The sequence below is a fragment of the Deltaproteobacteria bacterium genome (assembly GCA_016874775.1).
GTDB lineage: Bacteria > Desulfobacterota > Binatia > Bin18 > Bin18 > VGTJ01.
Window position 1 is genome coordinate 1 of the sequence record VGTJ01000110.1, and the last position, 21,526, is coordinate 21,526.

19 protein-coding genes are annotated in these 21,526 nt (G+C 53.1%); 9 read left to right on the forward strand and 10 right to left on the reverse strand.

The window, feature by feature from the left end; all coding sequences use genetic code 11:
* Positions 1-197: 197 nt before the first annotated feature.
* On the forward strand, positions 198-590 hold the full coding sequence (locus FJ147_17955) for a nuclear transport factor 2 family protein (protein ID MBM4257762.1): 393 nt from the start codon (positions 198-200) through the stop codon (positions 588-590).
* 18 nt (positions 591-608) lie between these two features.
* Here the strand turns inward: FJ147_17955 and FJ147_17960 are convergent, their stop codons facing one another.
* A complete protein-coding gene (locus FJ147_17960; protein ID MBM4257763.1) occupies positions 609-1,913 on the reverse strand; it encodes a hypothetical protein in 1,305 nt (434 codons plus the stop codon).
* Between the two features lie 141 nt (positions 1,914-2,054).
* Here FJ147_17960 and FJ147_17965 point away from each other — a divergent pair, with 141 nt between their 5' ends.
* The gene (locus FJ147_17965; GenBank protein MBM4257764.1) at positions 2,055-3,470 is read left to right on the forward strand and encodes an amidase; all 1,416 of its coding nucleotides are present in this window, start codon (positions 2,055-2,057) and stop codon (positions 3,468-3,470) included.
* A gap of 173 nt (positions 3,471-3,643) precedes the next feature.
* Here the strand turns inward: FJ147_17965 and FJ147_17970 are convergent, their stop codons facing one another.
* The 7 genes from FJ147_17970 to FJ147_18000 all read right to left on the reverse strand — a co-directional run bounded on the left by FJ147_17970 (position 3,644) and on the right by FJ147_18000 (position 11,235).
* Positions 3,644-4,363: an ABC transporter ATP-binding protein gene (locus tag FJ147_17970; protein ID MBM4257765.1), complete on the reverse strand. Its 720-nt coding sequence runs from the start codon at positions 4,361-4,363 to the stop codon at positions 3,644-3,646.
* Between the two features lie 14 nt (positions 4,364-4,377).
* On the reverse strand, positions 4,378-5,622 hold the full coding sequence (locus tag FJ147_17975) for an efflux RND transporter periplasmic adaptor subunit (GenBank protein MBM4257766.1): 1,245 nt from the start codon (positions 5,620-5,622) through the stop codon (positions 4,378-4,380).
* 9 nt (positions 5,623-5,631) lie between these two features.
* Positions 5,632-7,011: a TolC family protein gene (locus FJ147_17980; GenBank protein ID MBM4257767.1), complete on the reverse strand. Its 1,380-nt coding sequence runs from the start codon at positions 7,009-7,011 to the stop codon at positions 5,632-5,634.
* A 123-nt stretch (positions 7,012-7,134) separates the two neighbouring features.
* The gene (locus FJ147_17985; GenBank protein ID MBM4257768.1) at positions 7,135-7,767 is read right to left on the reverse strand and encodes a cytidylate kinase-like family protein; all 633 of its coding nucleotides are present in this window, start codon (positions 7,765-7,767) and stop codon (positions 7,135-7,137) included.
* 127 nt (positions 7,768-7,894) lie between these two features.
* The gene (locus tag FJ147_17990) at positions 7,895-9,217 is read right to left on the reverse strand and encodes a hypothetical protein (protein MBM4257769.1); all 1,323 of its coding nucleotides are present in this window, start codon (positions 9,215-9,217) and stop codon (positions 7,895-7,897) included.
* 340 nt (positions 9,218-9,557) lie between these two features.
* Positions 9,558-9,740, reverse strand: a complete 183-nt coding sequence (locus FJ147_17995) for a hypothetical protein (protein ID MBM4257770.1) — start codon at positions 9,738-9,740, stop codon at positions 9,558-9,560.
* A gap of 775 nt (positions 9,741-10,515) precedes the next feature.
* Complete coding sequence (locus tag FJ147_18000; GenBank protein MBM4257771.1) at positions 10,516-11,235, reverse strand: response regulator transcription factor; 720 nt, start codon at positions 11,233-11,235, stop codon at positions 10,516-10,518.
* A gap of 1,044 nt (positions 11,236-12,279) precedes the next feature.
* Here FJ147_18000 and FJ147_18005 point away from each other — a divergent pair.
* Entirely contained in the window at positions 12,280-12,666 is a 387-nt protein-coding gene (locus tag FJ147_18005) for a response regulator transcription factor (GenBank protein ID MBM4257772.1), read from the forward strand.
* A 133-nt stretch (positions 12,667-12,799) separates the two neighbouring features.
* The gene (locus FJ147_18010) at positions 12,800-12,961 is read left to right on the forward strand and encodes a hypothetical protein (protein MBM4257773.1); all 162 of its coding nucleotides are present in this window, start codon (positions 12,800-12,802) and stop codon (positions 12,959-12,961) included.
* A gap of 161 nt (positions 12,962-13,122) precedes the next feature.
* On the opposite strand, the gene FJ147_18015 is transcribed toward FJ147_18010, so the two are convergent.
* Both FJ147_18015 and FJ147_18020 read right to left on the reverse strand, forming a co-directional pair.
* A complete protein-coding gene (locus FJ147_18015; GenBank protein ID MBM4257774.1) occupies positions 13,123-13,788 on the reverse strand; it encodes an RlmE family RNA methyltransferase in 666 nt (221 codons plus the stop codon).
* A complete protein-coding gene (locus FJ147_18020) occupies positions 13,785-16,895 on the reverse strand; it encodes a VWA domain-containing protein (protein ID MBM4257775.1) in 3,111 nt (1,036 codons plus the stop codon). The genes FJ147_18015 and FJ147_18020 overlap by 4 nt, the downstream gene beginning before the upstream one ends.
* A gap of 121 nt (positions 16,896-17,016) precedes the next feature.
* Here FJ147_18020 and FJ147_18025 point away from each other — a divergent pair, with 121 nt between their 5' ends.
* The 5 genes from FJ147_18025 (at position 17,017) to FJ147_18045 (ending at position 21,380) form a co-directional block, all read left to right on the forward strand.
* Positions 17,017-18,300: a hypothetical protein gene (locus FJ147_18025; GenBank protein MBM4257776.1), complete on the forward strand. Its 1,284-nt coding sequence runs from the start codon at positions 17,017-17,019 to the stop codon at positions 18,298-18,300.
* A gap of 13 nt (positions 18,301-18,313) precedes the next feature.
* Positions 18,314-19,108, forward strand: coding sequence for a methylamine utilization protein (locus tag FJ147_18030; protein ID MBM4257777.1), 795 nt, complete (start codon positions 18,314-18,316; stop codon positions 19,106-19,108).
* Positions 19,109-19,206: 98 nt separating this feature from the next.
* The gene (locus FJ147_18035) at positions 19,207-20,505 is read left to right on the forward strand and encodes a HAMP domain-containing protein (protein ID MBM4257778.1); all 1,299 of its coding nucleotides are present in this window, start codon (positions 19,207-19,209) and stop codon (positions 20,503-20,505) included.
* Entirely contained in the window at positions 20,199-20,801 is a 603-nt protein-coding gene (locus FJ147_18040; GenBank protein MBM4257779.1) for an adenylate/guanylate cyclase domain-containing protein, read from the forward strand. Before FJ147_18035 ends, FJ147_18040 begins: the two co-directional genes overlap by 307 nt.
* Before the next feature lie 87 nt (positions 20,802-20,888).
* Positions 20,889-21,380: a toll/interleukin-1 receptor domain-containing protein gene (locus FJ147_18045; protein MBM4257780.1), complete on the forward strand. Its 492-nt coding sequence runs from the start codon at positions 20,889-20,891 to the stop codon at positions 21,378-21,380.
* The last annotated feature ends 146 nt before the right edge of the window (positions 21,381-21,526 follow it).

Below are 21,526 nucleotides of genomic sequence, written 5' to 3' on the forward strand. Positions count from 1 at the left end.
TTACCCGCTGTCATCGCTGTCAGAGTATAGAGGAATTAGTCAATTTAGTCTTTGCTTGGCTGCAAAAACGCCGGTCCTTCCCGGTGGAACGTCAGGTGTATGCGCTTCCCCTCGCCGCCTAGCACTTGCCATCGAGTGAGTTTCTATTTAGTAGTATTCTCCCGTCCACTACACGGCTTGCAGAAGGAACAACAGAAATGGGCAGCACGGATACCTTAAAGACAACCTTTGAGCAGATGATGGCAACATACTCTGCCCGAGACCTTGAGAGTCTGTCTGCGTTTGCTCACGACAACATTATTTTCCTCGGCGTGCTTGCTCCCGTGCATGTGGAAGGAAAAACTCCACTTCTGTCGCTGTTTCGTAATTTTTTTGAGACTCACACCTATGTACAATTCACTCCGTTAGATCCACGCTTCCAGGTGATTGGCAATATTGGTCAGGTATGGGGAAGCATGATGATGGAACTAGAGCCAAAGCGAGCGCCGCGGACCACTTTGTACCTGCGTTTCAGCTGTATCTACGGAGACTTTTCTGGCACCTGGAAACTCGTCAGCATGCATACGTCGTGGATGCCACAGGAAGGGTGAGCAGCGGGACGTGTTGACTCATTGAAACGGCGCATCATTAGTAAGTCCCAGGACAAACTTCCCCAGCAACTCAGCTACACGGTCAGGATGCGCATTGATGTGCAGTGGCATCGCTTGAAAGTCACGGTAACGGCGTTCAAACGCCCCCCCCTCGCGCAGGCCATTCCCACCTTGCACCCGCAGCAACAAGCGCATCGCTTCATCACACAAACGTAACGCCGTCATCGGATAACTGAGCTGGCGCAGGTATTCAGCCTCGGTCGGCGTCTGTCCAGCGTCGATACGAGCGTCCGTTTCTGCGCACCCCGTATACACTGCAGCACGGGCAGCAGAAATCGCTGCTGCAGCCTCGCCAATATGCAGTTGCACCGCAGGCCGTTCATCCACCTTCACCCCGTAGATCGCAACGCGGCCACTCAGCCCGGCACAGGTCTCTTCAAGCGCTGCCGACGCGAGTCCTACGGCCTGGGCACCAAGCCACAGCACTGAAAGTGCCACCCAATCTTCACGATAACGCGGTGCAATCACCGCAAAGTCAGGCTCACGAAAAGTGTAGCGAAAATCGATAGGAAACGGGCGGAGCAACGTCACAGGAACAGAGACATTCTGATAGTTGATATGGTCAGTGGCGGACGCTCGCAGGCTCATCGAAAACCACGTCGCATCAACCGACACACCAGGCGCATCGGTCCGCACTACCGTGAACCGCAGGTCTGGCCTTTCCCCTTTCTTGCCATCTTCAGATTCCAAAGCGAAGAGACACGCGGCCCAGTCTCCGTACCGCGAGCCAGAAGCAAAACTTGCCCGTCCATTAATAATCACATCATCGCCGTGACGGCGGCCACGCACGCTGGTCCCTGCTCCGGCGGGAAAACTCACCCATTCACGATTGGCCACGATACTTTTGAGCGTTTCAATCCCTGCTGGACCAAGTTGTGCACAGATAAAGTGAAACACACACAGATGGTTCCACAGACACCACGCGGTTGACGAACAACAGCCCGCAATGGCTTCGAGTTCGGCGGCTATAGCGCTCATGCGTGCTTCGACACCACCGATATTCCGTGTCGCCGAAAGTCGCATCAAATCGGTTTTTTTGATCTCTTTGATAACTTCTGGATCAACACTTCGGGTTATATCAGCTTTCGCCGCCTGCGCCGTAATACGTGGGAGCAAACGCTCACTCATGAGGTTGTGATTGTTCCCTATAAAGATGTGTGCCAAGCTCACGATGATACTCCTCAAGAAAAATGCTTGGGCATGGTTACAGCCGCTTGCCGCAGTGTCAAGCAAGGAGCCGCAATTCGAAAGGCATCCGGGCATTTACTAACAGCCAGGCGTCTTTTTTCCTATCCGAATGCACCGCAATCCCCATAGCAGGATCACCGACTCGTGCTGGGCATGTTTCCTTTGCTCTGCTCCATCATCTTGTGATACAGTCTGGCCCACAAGGAGGAGCGGCGTATGGTGGCAGATGACCTCTGTTTCATGTCAATTGCGGAATTGGCAGATCAGATCAAAAAAAAGGCGATCTCCCCTGTCGAAGTGACGCAAGCGTATCTTGCTCGCATTCCGGAAGTTGATCCCATCCTCAATAGCTACTTAACTGTCACCGCCGAGCAAGCGCTTCTCGATGCACAACAAGCAGAAAGTGAAATTCAAGCGAATCGCTACCGTGGCCCACTTCATGGGATTCCCATTGCGTATAAGGACAACATCGCCACCAAAGGGATCCGCACGACATGTGCGTCTCAAGTGCTCAGCGATTACATTCCCACTGCTGACGCTGCCGTGGTCGAACGTCTGCACTCTGCTGGAGCCGTGTCGCTCGGTAAGCTGAATATGAACGAGTTTGCGACCAATGTGCCAAGTCAGTATTTCGGTCGCGTGAACAATCCGTGGGATGTCAATCGTACTCCTGGTGGCTCCAGCAGCGGTTCGGGAGCCGCCGTTGCCGCTGGACTGTGTGCCGGGTCCCTGGGGACGGATACCGGTGGTTCCATCCGCATCCCAGCCGCGTTCTGTGGTATCGTGGGTTTGAAACCAACGCATGGCCGCATCAGCATTTTTGGTATCACCCCAGTCGCATGGGCGCTCGATCACGTCGGGCCGATGACACGAACAGTGAGGGATGCTGTCCTGTTGCTGCAAGTCCTAGCCGGCTTTGACGCTCGCGACCTCATCGCCAGCGAAATGCCCATTGATGACTACACAGCGCGGCTCACCGGTGACATCAAAGGACTACGGATTGGTGTTCCCACTACGTTTTTTCCCGAATATACCAATCCCGAAGTCCAAACGGCCTTTACTGCGGCTGTGCAGTCACTGGCAAATTTGGGGGCCAGTGTCGAAGAAGTCCAGTTACCAGATCTTACTCACGCCTGGGCTCAACTCGCGCAGCCAATTATCAACGCCGAAGCGAACGTCTGGCATGAACGCCACTTGCAAGGCCGTGCCCAAGAATATGGCTCTGGGGTACGCAAGTTTCTTGAGGAGGGTCAGAAGACGCTCGCAACCGATTACGTCAAAGCCATCCAAGGCCGCGCCCGTCTTCGTCGTCAGATGCAGGCCGTATTCTCTCGTTGTGATGTCCTCTTGACTCCCGGGCAACTGATCCCTCCCCCGTTACACACGTCACGGTCAGTGACTGTGGCAAACAAAGAGTTCAGCCCGATGGCAGCGCTGATTGCTGCCTCTTCCCCGTTTAATCTCACCGGTCATCCAGCGCTCACTATCCCGTGCGGGTGTACGGCAACCGGGTTGCCAATCGCCCTCCAGATCGTCGGAAGAGCTTTTGACGAAGCCACCGTTCTTCATGTTGGCCATGTCTACGAAAGCCACACGCCCTGGCATAAACAACGACCACCGATAGAGGTCTGAGCGTGCCTGCGTCATTGTTGAGAAGGATCGGTTGGAGAGCATGATTCCTGGCACGTAACGTGAGGTTTGCAATAGAGAAGGCAGAAATAACAGGCAGGAGCTTGATTCTCCTGATATCCCCGCCTTCGCGGCAATGACGAAAATCGACTGCCCATACTGCAGAGTGATGTGGATTAGTGCCTCTTTCCGCTCGATACTTCGAGGCGAGGTTCAACTCTCTCGTCCGTCACAATCAATCCGTCGCGAAACACGATCCGTCGTCGAGTAAAGGCAGCAATATCGTGTTCGTGCGTGACGAGAATGACCGTAATGCCTTGGCGATTGAGGTCGGCAAACACCGTCATGATCTCCTCACTGGTTGTTGTATCGAGATTTCCCGTCGGTTCGTCCGCCAAGATAACAGATGGGTTATTCACGAGTGCACGGGCGATGGCAACACGTTGTTGTTGCCCACCAGATAACTGACTGGGCAGATGATGTTCACGTCCGGTGAGACCGACTGCATGTAAGGCTTGCAATGCACGGGTACGCTGTTCTTTACGCGAGACGACACTATAGACCAACGGCAGCTCAACGTTTTCCACCGCACTGGTGCGAGACAGCAGGTTGAAGTTCTGAAAGACGAAGCCTAATTTGCTGCGGCGGATTTCCGCGCGTTCATCTGGACTGGCTGTCGAGACATCCTTCCCTTCAAGCAGGTAGCGACCCGCGGTTGGTCGGTCGAGACAACCAAGGATGTTCATAAAAGTCGACTTGCCCGAGCCTGACGCACCCATAACCGCGATGAACTCTCCGGTGGCAATCGAGAGTGTTACTCCTCGTAGTGCGTGTACATCTACTTCGCCAAGGTGGTACACTTTAGCGAGGTTTTCTACTTGGATGAGCGGTGACATGAGTGTTGGCTCGACTACCTCCGCCACCGCATACCAAACCCTGGTAAGGTCGTTTGTGGTGTACCTTTCCCAGCAGTCTGTACCCCAGTCACGACCACATCTCCGGCCTTGAGATTGCCCTCGATCAACTCGGCGAACGTTTCGTCACTAATGCCTATTTGCACGGCGACGGGTGTGAGTTTTTGCTCTGCGGCCTGGACCCATACTTGTGGAGTATCCTTTGGTGCTCGTTCTCTTTTGCCTTGCCCGGAGGGTCGTGCACCGTTTGCACCATCCTGTGACGATTCTCCGTCCCTTTTTTGCGTCGGCGGAGAAAAGCGCAGAGCGGCTTGAGGAATTTTGACGACATCCTCTCGCTGCGCGGTAATGATCGACAGGCTCGCTGTCATTCCTGGCTTCAGGGCCAGGTCAGCATTCTCGACTGCAACCACAACGTCATAGGTAACCACGTTCTGCACAATTTGTGGGGCATTGCGAACTTGCATGATCGCTCCCCAAAATTTTCGCTCGGGATAGGCATCAACGAGAAAAAACGCGTGTTGCGCTTCTGCTACTACACCAATATCGGATTCACTGACATTAGTGTTCACCTGCATTTTGGTGAGATCCTGTGCGATCTGAAACAGCACTGGTGTCTGAAAACTGGCAGCCACCGTCTGCCCAACGTTTACATTTCGTGAGACCACGACACCGTCAACAGGAGAGACAATATCGGTATAGCCGAGATTGACCCGTGCTTCTTCCAAAGCCGCGGCGGTTTGTTCGACCCGCGCTTGATCGAGTTCATATTGCGCTTGGGCCTGCTCGACGTCGCGTTCCGCAGCTTCGACCTCTTGTTTCGCAATCAAATTGCGTTCGAACAGTTCACGCGTACGTTTGAGCGAGCGCTGCTTGAAGGTGAGATCCGCCCTATCCTTCTCCACCTGTGCACGTGCGGTTGTTAAGTTGGCTTCGGCTTGTTTGACCTTGACGAGAAATGGGCGTGGGTCAATCTGCGCGACCCGTTGGCCCTTTTTCACCGCGGAGTTGAAGTCGGCAAAAATCTCGCGGATCGGCCCAGAGACATAGGTACCAACTTGCACCGTCGTCACTGGATTGACTGTTCCTGTGGCCACAACCGTGCGGGCAATCGACCCACGTTCGATCACAGTTGTCATATAGGTCACTGGCTGTTCTTTTTTCTGCGTGGACCACCACCAGTATCCAGCAATGCCACTGGCGGTCAGAAGGAAGGCGAAGAAAAGCTGTTTGGTACGCATCGTTGCAAGTTATTCGAGCGCGCGACCGACCGCTTTCTCTAACTGCGCGACGGCAGTCTTGTAATTATAGAGCGCTTGAATCGTGTTCGCTCGCGCAGAGGTCAAAGAGGTTTGGGCATCCGTTACTTCAAGGATATTCCCCACACCTGCCTGGTAGCGTCCTTCAGCAAGTGCAAGGTTTTCGCGCGCCTGCACTTCGGTTTGTTCACTCACACGAATACTCTCCTCAGAGCGGCGGACATCGAGGAGGCTCCGACGCACCTCAAGAGTGATCTGTTGCCGCAAGTTTTCTTCTTCAGCCGAAAGTCGTTGTTGATTCGCTTGCGCTTCACCGATCTGCGCTCTCGTCAGAATGCTATCGAACAACGGTACAGTCAGCACGACACCGATCACCCACCCTTCCTGTAACGGATGGTCACGCCCAGTCCAGTTATATTGCGCGTTGCCGGTGAGCGACGGCAAGTAGCGTTTCTGGAGTTCCGAGACTTGTTCTGTCGTCGCTTTCTGCCGAGCCCAGAGGCTGTGGAGTTCTGGTCGACTGGCATAGGCCTGACGAAGAATCTCGCTCTCGTTCATTGGCAACGACCGACGATCAAGTGTATCAATAGGAACGAAGTCCGCAGAATCGGTAATCCCCATCGCGGTGCGCAGGGTTTCATGCCCAAGGGCAACATTGTTGCGAGCGGTCACGAGATTCAGTTCCGCGTTCGACACTTGCACCTGCGCTTGCGTTACATCAAACCGTGGCGCAACACCAACTTCAAAGCGGGCTTGCGCATCTTCCAGATGTTTTTGATTTTGTCGGACGGTTTCTTCGGCCACGCGCTGCAGATGCTGGGAGGACAGCAAGCCAAAGTACGATTGTTTGGTATTGAACGTCACGGTTTGGCGAGTGGTCTCTAGATCAGCAGTGCTTGCTTCAACGGTTGCAGCTGCCGACTGAATGGCATCAAGCGTACGACCGAAATCAAAGAGCACCTGACTCAAGCTGACGTTGGTCGTGTGAAAATTAAAGATTTGCGCGAAGCTCCGGGTTTGTTGTCCACCACCAATTTGCACTCCCCCAACTGCCGCTGTCACGGGTCGTTGCTGACGAGAGAGTGTATAGGTATACGATCCACGCGGAAGATAGCCAGCCTCTTGTTGACGTACCCGTTGTTGCGCAGCACTGATGGTCGCTTCTCCTACACGGATAGTGGGATGCTGAGCCAGAGCAGTCTTCACCGCTTCTTGTAAGGTCAGCGGGGTGTTGGCAATAGCACGCGTCCATGCACCATAGTCACTGCCAACAAGGAGTAGCAAAGCGAAGACAAGAGCGACTTCCCGCTGAGCGATTCTCCGAAAAAGACGCATACGAGGATTGTCGCTTATCAATACAAGAGATGCCATGCCCCTGGGTTCAGAGGTCAGGATCAAGAATCAGGAGGGAAGAAGGAGAGAAAAACAAAGAACCGTCTTCCCCTTGCATTCTTCACTTTTCCTTCTTCACTTTTCCTTCTTCACTCGCTTATTTTAGTGGGCTCGTTCTAACGCCCAGGCGATCAAATCCGCAGTCCCACTTTCCTCCCACACGCCTGAGTCAATGGCAAAGTGATAGCGTCCTGGGTCACGCCAATCTGCATGGTAGAATGTTCGTACATAGTCAGCACGTATCTTATCCATCCCAGCGATTCGTTGCTCCGCAGCAGCACGAGCGAGCCCTTCGGCTTCCATGACACGTTCAATTCTCACAGGGAGTGGCGCGAAAATGAACACATGCAGGGAACGTGGATGGTCGGCCAGGACAAAATTGCCAGCTCGTCCGACAATGACGGCCTGTCCATCTTTCGCGACCTCTTCCATGATCCCTCGGGTCATGCGTGCCAGTTGGGCGTCAGTCAGCCACAATGGCGGTGGCACTTCATAGGCTGATTCAAACCCACCCATACCAAAGAGCCCAACCATACGCTCAATGAAGGAGTCGACTCGTTCGTCCTTCGCTTCGATGTATTCCTCTGAGACTTGGTACTGCGTTGCGATCTTCCGGACGATTTCTTTCTCCCACACTGTCCATTGCAGACGCTGGCCAAGATCACGAGCGATCCGGCTTCCCCCACTGCCATATTGATGAGAAATGGTGAGTATCGATCGGGTTGTCGTGCCCATGATCGCCTCTTTCTGTACATCTCATAATGTACGATGGTGTGAGACCTTGAAACCGGCGCTATTCTAAGCCTGCTGGAAGTGCAGCGTCAACTCAGGTGCAGGAAAAAACCCAACGGGATCCCTGTGCTCACGGTTTTGAGAGGAACACGTATAGCCGCCCGACGGCTGGTTTGTCCATAATGCCCTGGCCCATCGCACCAATGGCAAAATCAGGAATTTTGTCGCCATTCACATCGCCAGGAGAAACAATCGTGTAGCCAAATGAAGATCCTGGATGGGGATACGGATTGTCGAAAGTGGTGAGGTGCCGACCATCTCGGCCATTGAAGAGAAAGACCTCGCCTTGCACGTGAAATTCATCAACCGTTTGGTATGGCGCGCCAACGAGAATTTCAGGAACCCCATCTTGGTTCATGTCTTCACTTTTAGTGAGGGAAAAGCCAAAAGCGGCATAGGGGCGGGGAACGGGATTCGCCAGGGTAAAGAGTGGTTGACCGGTTGCCCCGTTGAAGGCATACGCAGCGCCTTGGGCAATAACGTTGTCGACACCTTGATATGGAGCGCCAACCAGAATGTCAGGAGTTCCGTCTTTGTTCAGATCACCAGCCGCGTCGATACGCCACCCAAAAGTCGCTCCAGCCATCGGTTGCGGATGTTCTAACGTATGCAGCAACACGCCATCTTTGCCGCTAAAGACGTAGGCCTGGCCTTGCACGGTATTCTTTCCACTATTGGTGTAGGGAGCGCCGACGAGAATATCTGCCAACCCATCTTTATTGAGATCATCAATAGTTGCGAGAGCCCAACCAAAAGTGAGACTGTTAGCTGGTGGCATCAACGTACGTAGCAGCTTCCCATCCTGGCCACTAAAGATAAACACCCGGCCACTCCCCTCTTGCGCAAACGCACCGACCCCAAAGTCTGGAGTGCTATCGCCATTGAGGTCACCAAGCGCAGTTACGGCCCAACCAAAACCAGCTCCTGTTTGCCGTTGTGGTGCTTGGACCGAGCAGAGAAGTTTGCCGTCCTTACCACTAAAGACAAAAGCTTTCCCAGAGCCATCCTGACCGAACGCACCAATGAGGAGGTCTCCCGTGCCATCTTTGTTCACATCACCGGGACCAGCAACAGCAAATCCAAACGCAGCCATCGATTGTGGTATAGGGTCGTCGATGATGTAGAGGAGTTTGCCGGTTTTTCCACTATACGTGAGCGCACGCCCCTGACGGTCGTTTTTCTCCCAGCGATTGTTATACGCACCAACTAGATAGTCCCCCACCTGGTCTCCATCAATATCACCGACAACAGCTACGGACGACGCAAACCCACCAAATGCGATGCGCTGTGGATTATCAACAATCATCGTTCGCGATTCCCCAACTGTTGGGGTCCCGCACACAAAAAATAGGAAAAGGCTCACGAAAAAATACACTCGACGATCATGGTGCATGGAAAAAGGTCCTTTTGTAAGGTGAAGAAAGCGAACATCCAATGGTCCGAAGACTTTACGCGAAGGTAAGGGGGAAGGGCAAAGCAACGGTTCCGTAAGCGTTCAGTTACTAGCTCTCAGTCATCAGCCAGACAGAAAAACACAGCCAATTGTACCCAACCGTTACCACCAGGCAGAATCCCCGCGAGGTACGACTCTCTGTTTTTGCAGAAAGCCGATAGCTGACGGATGATCACGGATTACTATTCCCGTCACGTTAAGGCAGGGCAAGGTATCGTAGGAGGTCTAGGGTGTCAAATAGGACAGTTTTGTGTCCGGAGGGACGGTTGAGAGAGAACTCCTATTTTTGCCCTTCTCCAGTCTTGCGTGATTGATTACCAATTTTTACCACGCGATTGTGCACTCGAGCTTGATAGAGATGCTGACGACGAACGTACATCCGTAGCAGGTAGACAGCAACACACAATCCCCAAATACTCAGCCCGACGAGAAGTGTTTCTGCATTGAAGATGTGCTGAGCCATAAACGCTTTCTCCCAATTGTTACAGATCGTGAGAAACATCAGAGGTCAACGGTTACCAATGGGATACACACCCAGCGAAAGCACGCGGGCAGCTTTTCGCTGAAACTGTCCGACTCGGCCACTCCCTTCCGTCTTGCCACACATGACAAGAGTGGCACCTTTTGTGACAAACTTGACACGACAATGGATGGAATAGAAACCCCGATAAAACTGCTCTTTTTACCACCCCAGCACAAAACCGCTGCTCTTTCCCTGTGGATTGTGTTGTTCCGTTCGCATTCGGACAACGCAATCTCCTCATACTTCTTGCCCAAAAGTCCTAGACACTAGAGAGTAGAACAAAAACTGTGCCGGAGAGCGCACTCGTGAAAAAAGCCCAATAATAGTAAGGAGGGAGAATAGGAGGCACCAGTCACAACTTAAGCTGTGGGCAGTGCAGTAATTCCCTCTCCCTCAGGGAGAGGGCTAGGGTGAGGGGATGAAAACTCAGGGCTTTTGGCTTCTTGACTCCCTCATCCTGACCTTCTCCCTGAGGGAGAAGGAACCCATACTCGCAACGGAGCACCTAAACACACAGCGATTTTTCCTTAAGTTGTGACTGGTGGAATAGGAGGGAGCGACACACGCTGGCAGAAAGCTCGCGCCTCACGCGATGCTGCGATGTTGTTTCACCATGTTCACAACAAACAGCACAGCTCGTCTATGCGGAGCCGCGCCGTGGAGCGGCGAAGTCGAAGCACCGAGATTTCGTTCTTCACGTCACATCATTGGGTGTTCAGAGAGACGGGGAGGCGACAGACTTTCCTGTCATCAAGAGCGCCAAGCGTACCCGGTCAGAGATTCCCAGTTTGCGGAAAATAGAGGTTACGTGGGCTTTGACCGTGCGCTCCGCCACTTGCAGTTTCTGCGCGATCTCTCGATTACTCGCTCCGCAACTAATCAACGAACCGACTTGATATTCACGGTACGTCAGCGTCTCAAGCGATCGTGGTCCGCTATCAACAAGCATGGTCTGTAATCGACGCGACACAAACTGGAACTCGTTCAGCAACGATGTCGTCAAGCTACGGCTCGTCCAGACTTCACCTCGCCTGACGACTTCTATCGCGCGACGTAAAAGCGCTCCGTCGAGATCGTCTTGGCAATACCCGCGGGCACCTGCACGGAGCGCAGCAATGCCTTCTGCATCACTCGCAGCCGGTGAGAACACGATAATCTTCGTTTGTGGACTGAGTTGTTTGACGCGAAAGACTTCGTTTACGCCTTCACGTTTTGACAAACCCAGATCAAGGAGCAGCAGTGAAGGAGAAAGTTGAGGAATGTACCGCTCAAGGGCAGGGCGTTCAGCAACTGCGTCTACCGAGTAGGACTCGGTGCATAATTCAGCCTTCCAACGTTGGCGTAGATCAGCTCTTGGGCTCGCAAGCAAGACAAGCGGATGGGATGATTCTCTCAATAGCACCATTGCCAGCCCATTGATGGAAACAGTATCCACTGCGCAACTCCCTCCTTTCTATTGCAGACGGCCACTACCCAAGCCGTACGTTTGTAACTCACGCCACAATGTCAGTTGAATGAAGGTTTCGCCGATCGAGCCACAAACGGCATGAACTATGCCAAAAGCAGGAAAGAACAGGCGAAGGAAAATGCTATAAGGTATAATACTTATAAATAGAAAAATAAAAATATAATTAACGTAGAAAATAAGGTAAATTCCACCTAAACAATAATATGTCCGTATTTTAATGTATTTAAATACTCTGACTCCATCCGCCTCTCTCTTTTTCTGTACGACTTGAGGGCAAAGGCACCCCCATTTGTGTCAAAAATTTTTTACACACAGTATACCGATCTAGGGAAAAATCTGATCTGTTTCGGGCAATTATCAGAATGTGTCAAAAAAATTTGTCACAGCAACTTTCATTTGACCGACAGAGGAAGTCGGCAGGGGGCAGGAACGCTCGCCAACTAAATCGAATCAGGAGAGATTGGTACACCTGAGCTGTCACCCTGAGTGCAACGAAGGGTCTCGCAGAGAGATGCTTCGCTCCGCTCAGAATGACAGAATCGCAACGTCTCAGCGTCACGTGTACGAATGTTCTTTGATCCAATTTAGGGAAACATGAGAAAGAACTACGACCCGTCGTCGACGTAGGTGAGATACTGAATATCGGCATAGCGATTTTCTGGAGTACGGAAAGGATGGGGTCAGGGTACTCTCATGTTCAGTTGAGATCAGTTGAAAGGAACCCACCAGCAGTACCCTTGGTCAAAAATCACTATGAGTGACTATTTTCCATCGTTTTCCCGAGCACGGCAGCAACGACGTGTCAAAACGATTTGACAAAACTGACACTACTCTTGACACGTGCTGATGACAAAACTGACATACGCCCAGCTTTGCTACAGGATAAGAAGTGTCATCTTCTCAATTTTTCTTGCGCTCTTCGGGTTTCTTTTGCCATTTCTGTCACAAAGATAGGGAAAATTCCCTGGCTCATTTCTTGCTGACTTATAGGACTCAAGGAGATTACGTAGTATGTCTATCCGGATCCTCATTGCCGACGACCACATCATGTTTGCCGACATGCTTCAGTACACCCTCGCTCATCAGCACGACGGGTATGATGTTGTAGGGATTGCCCACAACGGAGAAACCGCCCTGGAATTAACCCTCTCCCATCGTCCTGATTTATTGCTGCTGGACTGCGAGATGCCAAAACTGGGGCGACTTGCTTCCTTCTGCCAGGAACTCCTCCGCCAGAGTCCGGACACTCGGATTCTCGTCATTGGGAATCAAACGGAAGAAGAGTACGTCATTGAAGCTGCAGTCGGTGGCGCGCATGGCTATATTTCCAAAACCGCACCAGTCGCTGACCTGTGCACTGCGATCACCGCACTCAATGCTGGAGGGTATTTGGGCTGACCCACATCTGCCACCACGGGTGTTCCACACCTTCCTTCAGGCCAAGGGCGAGATTGCACAAAATCTTAAAGAGTTGAGCCGCCAGGAGTTAACCGTCCTTTCTCTTCTCGCCCAGGGGATGAGCAATTAGCAAATCAGTATCCGACTGCACATTAGCCCCAAGACGGTGAAGAACCATCTCACCCACATTTTCGCGAAATTGCGAGCGAGTAATCGCCGTCAAGCGGCACAGCAGTTTTATATTATCGAAGGAACAAGCACCCCTTCAGTCTCTGCCCAGATTGCGGTGCTGTAAGTTCCGTCTGGAAGAGTAAGCTCGTCACGCAAAATCCCGTTCATGCTTCGACAGGCGCAGCATGAACGGGATATGTCTCTCGTGCGTTCTGACGCACGCACGGCTGAGCACGCCAGCAGTGGCATGCCTTTTCACGATTTCACGATTGTTGTTTTCATTCTTCAAAGTGCCGCCGTAGGATCGACACCCAGCGAAACCGTCTTCAGGCCAGTAGCCAAGACATACGTCTCAGCCGACCCTTTCCGTGTCGCTTCGGGTCGTGTCACTTTTACCGCCGTAAAAGCCTCGCGCAGCTCTGCCAAAAAGGCTTTGTACTCCGACCCCATAAAGACCTTGAGGAGTAACGTTCCCCCTGGTCGTACCAGCCGTGGAGCACAAGCCAGAGCCGTTCGGCACAGCTCCGTTGCGTGCGCTTCATCTGTTTCGCGAATACCACTGAGCTTTGGAGCCATATCAGATAGCAAGACATCACCTTGGCCACCTAAGAGTGCAAGAAGCTGTTCTTGTTGTCTTGGGTCGGTTGCGTCACCTTGCATGAGTGTCACGTTCGGAAGTGACAGAGGGTCGAGCGCTACCAGATCAATACCAATCACTTTTCCCGTGTTTCCCACAAGCGACGCTGCAACCTGCACCCATCCACCAGGCCATGAGCCAAGATCAATCACTCGATCTCCATGCCTAAAAATCCGCAACTCGCGGTGCAGTTCAAGGAGCTTGTACGCTGCTCGCGAACGATACCCTTCTTGCTTCGCCTTCTGGTAAAAGGTGTCTTTGCGGTTGTAGGCCATTGTGCCGGGCTTACCCTGGACGTCGAACTTGAAACTCACACCCCACGCGGTCGAATGTAGCGTTGGTACACTTTCGGTAGCTCTGTCGGCAGTGAAGCAACATCTTCGAGCACCAGATAGCGTGCAGGTTCACACATCTCGCGCAAGTAACCATGACCAGCCTTGTCGACCGTTAAGCAGAAGGTGAGAATCCCAGCACGGTCGGCTTCTTGTAGCGCTGTCATCGTGTCACGAATGCCATAGGTAATGGAACGTCGATCAGAGCCGTAGTCCATGTCTTGTGGGAAACCATCACTGAGTAACACTAGCAACTTGACCCGACAGGCAACATCTTTGAGCTTCTCGATTGCATGCCGCAGCGCCGTCCCCATCCGGGTTGATTGCTTGGGCTCGATCGCACCGATACGACCTTTTACCGTGGGCGAGAGTGCTTCGACGAACGATTTCACATGGTAGAATTCGACATTCTCTCGCCCTTGACCAGAAAAGCCGTAGATCGCGTAGGTATCGCCAATCTCTTCGAGCGCTCCTGCCATCAACACCAGCGCTTCTTTCGTTACATCGATAATCCGCCGTGGTTTCGGCTCCGGTGTCATCGGACGCTTTTTCCACATCGCCTGCCAATCGTCTTGCTCTTCCTCTGTATACTGGCGGACCACCGGGACGATGGGCTCATCAGTCGAAGCACTCATATCGAGGAGAAACAGTGCCGCCACATCACGCTCGGTCTGACGGCGGATGGTGTAGAGTTTCGAGGACGGGCTTACTCCCGCTCGTACATCATTTGCCGCCGTCACCACAGCATTGAAATCAAACTCCTCACCATCTTCTAACCCACGTACGACACGATACTGCTCTGGGCGAATGCGCTGAAACTCGTGTTTCACTGCTGGCGTCAGTGCGGCATAGTCGTTGAGCGTCTGAGAAAAATACTCACCGGCATCACCAGCCAGGATAATTTCCCGCAACTTACACCAGCGCGAACGATAGTCACCAATCTGGTAATCCCATTCATCGTAAAAAAACGTCAACGCGGCATCACGCTCGCGTCGCCGTTGCCCGGCGACAACGATGTCCGCACCAGGTTCAACCTGTTCACGGGTTCCGTCATTCGGTAACTTGCCATCGAGGTCACTAATGTAGAGGCCTTGAGGCGCGATGTTGTCGCTTTTCCCTTGACGAATCTGTAGATCAACGCCAGCTTCGATCAACTTCTTCAGTTCTTCAGCCGACATCGGCGAGCCACCTTCACGTTCATCACGTTCAGGGTCTAATTGGAGCTGTGGGAGTTCTGGCGCCTCGGACGACAGATAGTCATCTTCCATCTCAGGATCAATCAAAGTCTCGCCAGTGATTTTGTCGAACAGCAGTGCATTGAATGCCGCAGGATCGCGTGCATTACGAGCTTCAGAAATCGCCGCTAATAACTGCACATAAATCTCTGCTGCAGCACGAGCGGACTCATAGACAGAGCGATGGTTCTGCCCTTGCGCCCGCAGTTGTGGCACTAGCGGCAACAGCAAATCGGGCAACAATGAGGGGAGGGCGAGGGCCGTCACCCAGTGTAATTCGTCGTGAAGACCACGATACATGCGGCGCATCTGGGTCTCGACTCGTTGAGTTTCTATGACCAGAAATAAGGCTTCAAGAATGTCAGGATGGGGAAAACAACGAAAGTATTCAGCGAGCCCACCACTCTGCTCTTGGTCTGCACTCAGTACCTTTTGCACGGCACTTGGTAATTGCGGCCATATATCCGTCAGAGAAAACTCATAGGTGCCGAACTCTCGACGGCCAGCGTGCTGCAGTGCAACAAGGCGAAACAGACGAAAGTTGTCTTCATAGGTAGACAGCACATCGATACGAGCAGGTAAGGGTAGGGCATCGTTATAGAAGGGAAAATCCTCAAGCGGCGGTGGGTAGGCAAATACGTCTTGTTTGCGAATACCGACCGGGGTCCGCGATAGCATTTGCACGCATTTGCGCAACAGCTCCTGGACTTCCTCTAGCTCCACTCCTTGTGAAGCCTGCCGTAGTTGCCTGAGGCTGGTACGAGATTCTAACGCGAAATACGCCACCCCTGCGGCGACATTCTCTTTGGCGACGTCCATCCCTTTTGCTAACCACTCGCTCAGTCCGGTTTCTCCAGCTTCTTCATATGCACGCGGCAGCGTTCGTATGAGTGGAGCGACAGTCATGGGCAACTGCTGGGCAAGCGTCAGCAGACGTTCTTGTAACCACGGGCGTTGATCGATCTGGACAGTGCGTACAAACGAAGGCAGTAACGGCAAGAGTGGCACGATCGCGCCAGGTTCGGTGCGAACCACAGGCACCAACAGTGACAGCAGAAACGTCCGCTCATGAGGAGGGAAGGGGAGGAGAGCTGGCGGAAGCTGCGCAAACACTTCTGTTGCCGCTTTCGCTGCGGTGTTGGCAGCCTGTTGACAGGCTTTCAGTAACGACATGCGCTCTGCCGTGCTACATTCGGCAAAACCTTTGGGTAATGCCGCATAGAACGTCCATGGACCAGAGTCCTGGACCAGCATTCCCAATGTTGCCCACGCCGCCATTTCTTCACTATTGAAGATCGGCAGTGCCGCCGCGGCAGCTTCAAAATACGACACAGCAAGAAATTCGCCTTTCCATCCTTTCATCTTCAGCAGTGCACACCCATGTCGTGCCCACGCGCGCAGGCGGTCGGGAATAGGAGCGGGAAGCGTGGCAAGCAAAGGGGCAGAACTCATGAAATACTGCGTCCCTAAACGGCGCGAAACCTTCGAGGTCTCTCGTCCGATCTCCGACCAGGCTTCAACTGTGTCGAGTCCAATCTGAGGCAAACTCTGAGGATCGATAGTGAAATACGCCGTTGCCCCTTCACGCGAGGAGGGCTCTTCACCAGCGAGGCGTTCGCCGATTGCCACCCAACGGGGAAATTCTTTAGTGCCGAATATCCGCCACGCGGCTGGTGCAACACGGCAATAGGTTTGCGCGAGTGTGAGTGAAAGCGCAGCTAAGCGGTCACCTGTCGCAAGCAGCATTTCGCGGGTGCGCGCTCCCAGTGCGTCAAGGTCTGTGAGTAAGGTCTGACCTGTAGCATTTCCGAGCAGATGACGGCTGTCGAACCAAAGATGGCGAAGGGAAGACATTAGCAGAAATGTAGAATGCGGAATGTAGAATGCAGCATCACAAAGGAAAATAGGGCCTGTCGATTCATCGTTCTGCGTTCATCATTCATCATTAGCTCTGAGGAAAGTCAACCAGACAAAAATGACTGGCGGGAAAGAGGGGAAGCAGGCAGAATGGAACCGTCGAGGGGGAAGTGGAATCAAACGTATCATGACTCGGTGCGTTTGTTACGTTTTCGTATTTTTGCTGGGGGTTATCCCATCCATCAGTTGGGGCCAATACGATGTCGAGGAGAAATGGCCAGTATGGATTCGCGGGCTTGTCGATGTTCGCATCGCTCGTGGCGGTCGCGCTTCAAGCTGGACAGATCAAGGCTTCGGCGTCGGCAAAAGTCGCTATGGCGGGACCGGGTCTCTGGTAGACGGAAAACGCTCCACTCGTTTCGCCTTGTCTCAGCTTTCAGTCGAGCTTGGGGCAGCACTCCCGTGGGATATGAGCGCCCGTGCTCAACTCAATGCCGAGACCGATATCGATGTTGACCGTCCCTTACTGATCGAAGCGATTCTGCGCAAAGAATGGGGAGCTGCAGTCAACGGTTGGGGACTGCAAGCTGGGGTTATGCACAATCCGTTCTCACTTGAGCATGTCGGGCCGGCATGGACCTCGCTCTACACCCTGACTCCGTCAGCGCTCAATACCTGGTTGTGGGAGGAAGTGCACCTTGTTGGCCTGGAGGGGGAATGGTGGCAAACCACGCAGTCTGGCTTACGCTTCGGCATGCTTACGGGAGCGGGTTTTGGTCCAGATCAAATGGCGCGACTGCTGGCACCACGTGGATGGGTGTTGAGTGACTATCAGAGCGGTATTAACAACGACCTGCCCCTACCGCACCGTGCCAAGCGCGATCGGGTGTCGGTGTTCGACGAACGTGATCATCGTCCAGCTATCTATACTCGCCTATCTATCAGTGACACGCGTAACCGTGGAGAATTGAGCCTCGGTTATTTCGATAACCTCGGCGATCAAGATACGCTTGGGGTCTGGAGTACACGCTTCGGCACCATCGGCGCGGTTCTCCATCCGTTGGCGAACGTTGATCTGCTTGCCCAATACATGGGAGGGAGCGCGCAAAGCCGGGCAAGCAAGTGCGACATTCTTCTCCACGCGTTCTATGTGTTGCTTTCTGTCCACTATCGAGGACATCGCTTGACCGCGCGGTACGACGATTTTCGTACCGACGATACCGATGGCCCGCCGTCCTATCGAGAAAGTGGCACGGCTTTCACTGTGGCCTATTTGTTCGAGTTTGGTCTCTCCCATCGCGTGGGATTTGAGTATATGTTTCTCGACAGTCACCGCGCCATGCCGGTGCGTTCGGATCCGTCTGATGGCGGTTGGCAACTGAGTTATCGTTTTCGTTACTAATATGGAACACCTGGTGAAATACTATCTGAAAAGCAAAGACATTACGTCATTGCGAGCGCAGCGAAGCAATCTCGATGGCAAAGGGAGAGGCAATGGGATTGCTTCGTTGCCTTCGGCTCCTCGCAATGACAGACCTCCCTTACGGCTCAGACAACCTTTTAGACTTCACGTGTGGCCTATCCTCTTTTTTCTCTTGCTCGTCGCTCATGGTGTCAGTATTGCGGCTGCAGCCGACCTCAAAGGAAAAGTTGTGGATGAACAAGGCAACAGTGTCCCCCAAGCCGTGGTTTTCGTGCAGACACCAGCAGCGGCAAAGGCTACGACTCCACGCAAAGCCACACTCGATCAAATAGATAAGCAGTTTGTTCCCAATGTTTTACCGATCGCGGTCGGGACCGAGGTGCAATTCCCGAATCACGACCAGATTCATCATCACGTGTACTCGTTCTCGCGCGTCAAGAGTTTTGATCTGCCATTATATAAAGGTGAAACAGCTCCCGCGGTCGCCTTCGATCAACCAGGAGTCGTTGACGTCGGCTGCAACATCCATGATTGGATGTCGGCGGTTATTTTGGTTGTCCCCTCTCCCTATTATGCGACGACAGATGCTAATGGCGCCTTCGTCCTGTCGAACCTCCCACCCGGCGCCTATTCTTTGGTGTCATGGCATGAACGCAGTCGCACGAAAATCGCCGATACGGCCAAGGACGTACGTGTGGGCGGTAGCATCCCTGAACTCACCTTCACCTTGAGCCTGAAACCCGCGCAAGTCCGCCCCGCGACCAGTGGACAACGAGGATCTCGATGACATGGTGGGCACGGAGTCGACTACGAACAAAGATTTTTCTCGCCTTTTCAGCACTCATTCTCTTGCTGTTAGTTCCGACGTTGTAGCTCACCCAACTGATGGTGAGTCGTCAGGTCCAATCAATCCTGACACGCGAACTCCAAGTCACGGATCAAGTGTTTCGACGCGTCATGAAAGCACGCGCCGAGCACATGCTTGAGAAAGCAGAATTGCTCGCTTCTGACTTCGCTCTGAAGAAAGCCTTTGCCACGCGCGATGACCTAACCCTGCTTTCCGTCGCCCAGAACTACCGCGACCGCACCAAGGGCGATGTCTTGTGGCTGACGGATGAAACCGGGGTGCTCTTCGCTGACTCCAGCGGCAAATTCGCAGGCGGGAAAGAACTGGCGATTCTTCCTGCGTTTGAAGAAGCATTTACTGCGGCGGCACCCACCGTTCTTGTCATTGAGATCGACGACAAGATTTTTCAGTTCATGGTCGTACCGATTCTCGCACCACGCGTGATTGGATTCTTGCTGCTCGGCACCAGTATTGGTGACATCACCGTGCAACAGCTCAAAGAAGAGACGGGGTCTGAAGTCTCATTTCTTACTCAGGCGCGCTTGTTCTCTTCCTCGTGGCTGTCAACCGAGAGAGAACTCCTGACATCGAACCAGCTGCCCATGCAAGCGATTTTTCAACATCCACCCGACCAAACCTTCTTACTCACGCTGAACGGAGAACGGTTTCTTTCACTGCTCGTGCCGATTCAAGCGCAACTTTCGGCTCCGCTCTATGCACTCGTACAACGCTCCTACGACGCTGCGCTGGCCCCGCTGTCGGCTTTGCGTTGGAATATCGTCGGTATCGGCTTTGCAGCACTGTTAGGCGCGTTGCTTCTTGGCAGTCGATTGACGGCTGGCATCACTGCGCCGATACAAACCCTCGTCCAAAGCATGCAACATGTCCTGCGGGGAAACTTCAGCCAACGCATTGCCGTCAAACGGCAAGACGAGATCGGCTTTCTTGGCTCTTCATTCAATGAAATGGTCAGCGGACTCGAAGAACGAGAACAACTCAAGGACACGTTTGGTCGTTTTGTCCACAAGATGTGGCCAATGCCGTGCTCAACGGCCATGTTCCCCTTGCTGGCGAACGACGCGAGGTCAGTATTCTGTTTCAAGATATTCGTGGCTTCACCACCATTAGTGAGCGCACTGACCCGGCAGTCCTGGTTTGCATGCTCAATCAGTTTTTCACTGAGATGGTTGCCGCAGTTGAAGCCGAAGGAGGAGTGGTCAAGCAATTTACCGGTGACGGCGTCATGGCACTGTTTGGCGCACCGAATGTATATCCTGACAGCGCAGCCCGCGCTGTGCGCGCGGCACTCGGCATGGCTCACCGACTCGCATCACTGAATGAGCGATTACATCAACAAGGATTTCCTGATTTACGTATCGGTGTGGGAATTCACACCGGTGAGGTAGTTGCAGGACTGATTGGACCAGACAAACGCGTCGAATACGCCGTCGTTGGTGACCCCGTGAATCTCGCCAGCCGCATCGAAGGCCTGACCAAAGAGTTACAAGCGACTATTGTGATTTCCGAGACCACCGCCTCACGTCTCGGCCCCGAAGTCAAACTCGGACGCACCGCAACCATGTCTGTCAAAGGCAAAGAGAAACCAGTGACCGTTGTGGAAGTATTAGTTTGAGCTTGGTGGCACAAACAGACAAACAATTCTCCCTCAACCCTTGCACCACCAACCTCACCCACAGTATATCTGTGCAAAGGGGAAAGGATGGCCGAGCGAGATTTTACTTACGACGTGTTCCTCAGCTACACCGAGGCGAATAAAGCACTCGCACGACAGCTCTACGAACGGCTACGGAATCAGCTCTGCAAGGTTTTCTTTGCTGAAGAGACCATGCCACCGGGAGCGAACATCCCGCTGGGGGTCATGGAAGCGCTACAAGAGAGTCGAAAAGTCGCGATCATCATGACTCCGACGTACTTCGCGAAAACTTGGCCTCGCGCGGAGTTCGCAACCATCTTGAGTCGTGATCCTGAGAACAAAGAACGACGACTCGTTCCCCTTCTCTTTGAAACCTGCGAAATTCCCGACCTCATTTTTCCCTTGAAGTCCATCGACTTCTGCAACCCTGATGATTTCGACCTGCGTTTCAAAACGCTCCTCGAAGCGCTCGATCTGCCTAAGAAAGTGTTTTTTAATTCGTATTTTCCGTCGTCACCATCCGCAGCGTGCGCCGGATACTGGCCAAGTACACCATAGCGTCACTGGAAACGGTGGTATGTTCGAAGTCCCGACACAAGCGCCGCTAGCGCCCCAGCCAACCGAAGGACCGCTCCACCACCCAGCGGCGGGGCAACACGGTAAAGCCTTTGGCGTCTGCCGAACGGCGCACCACCTCCAAGCGC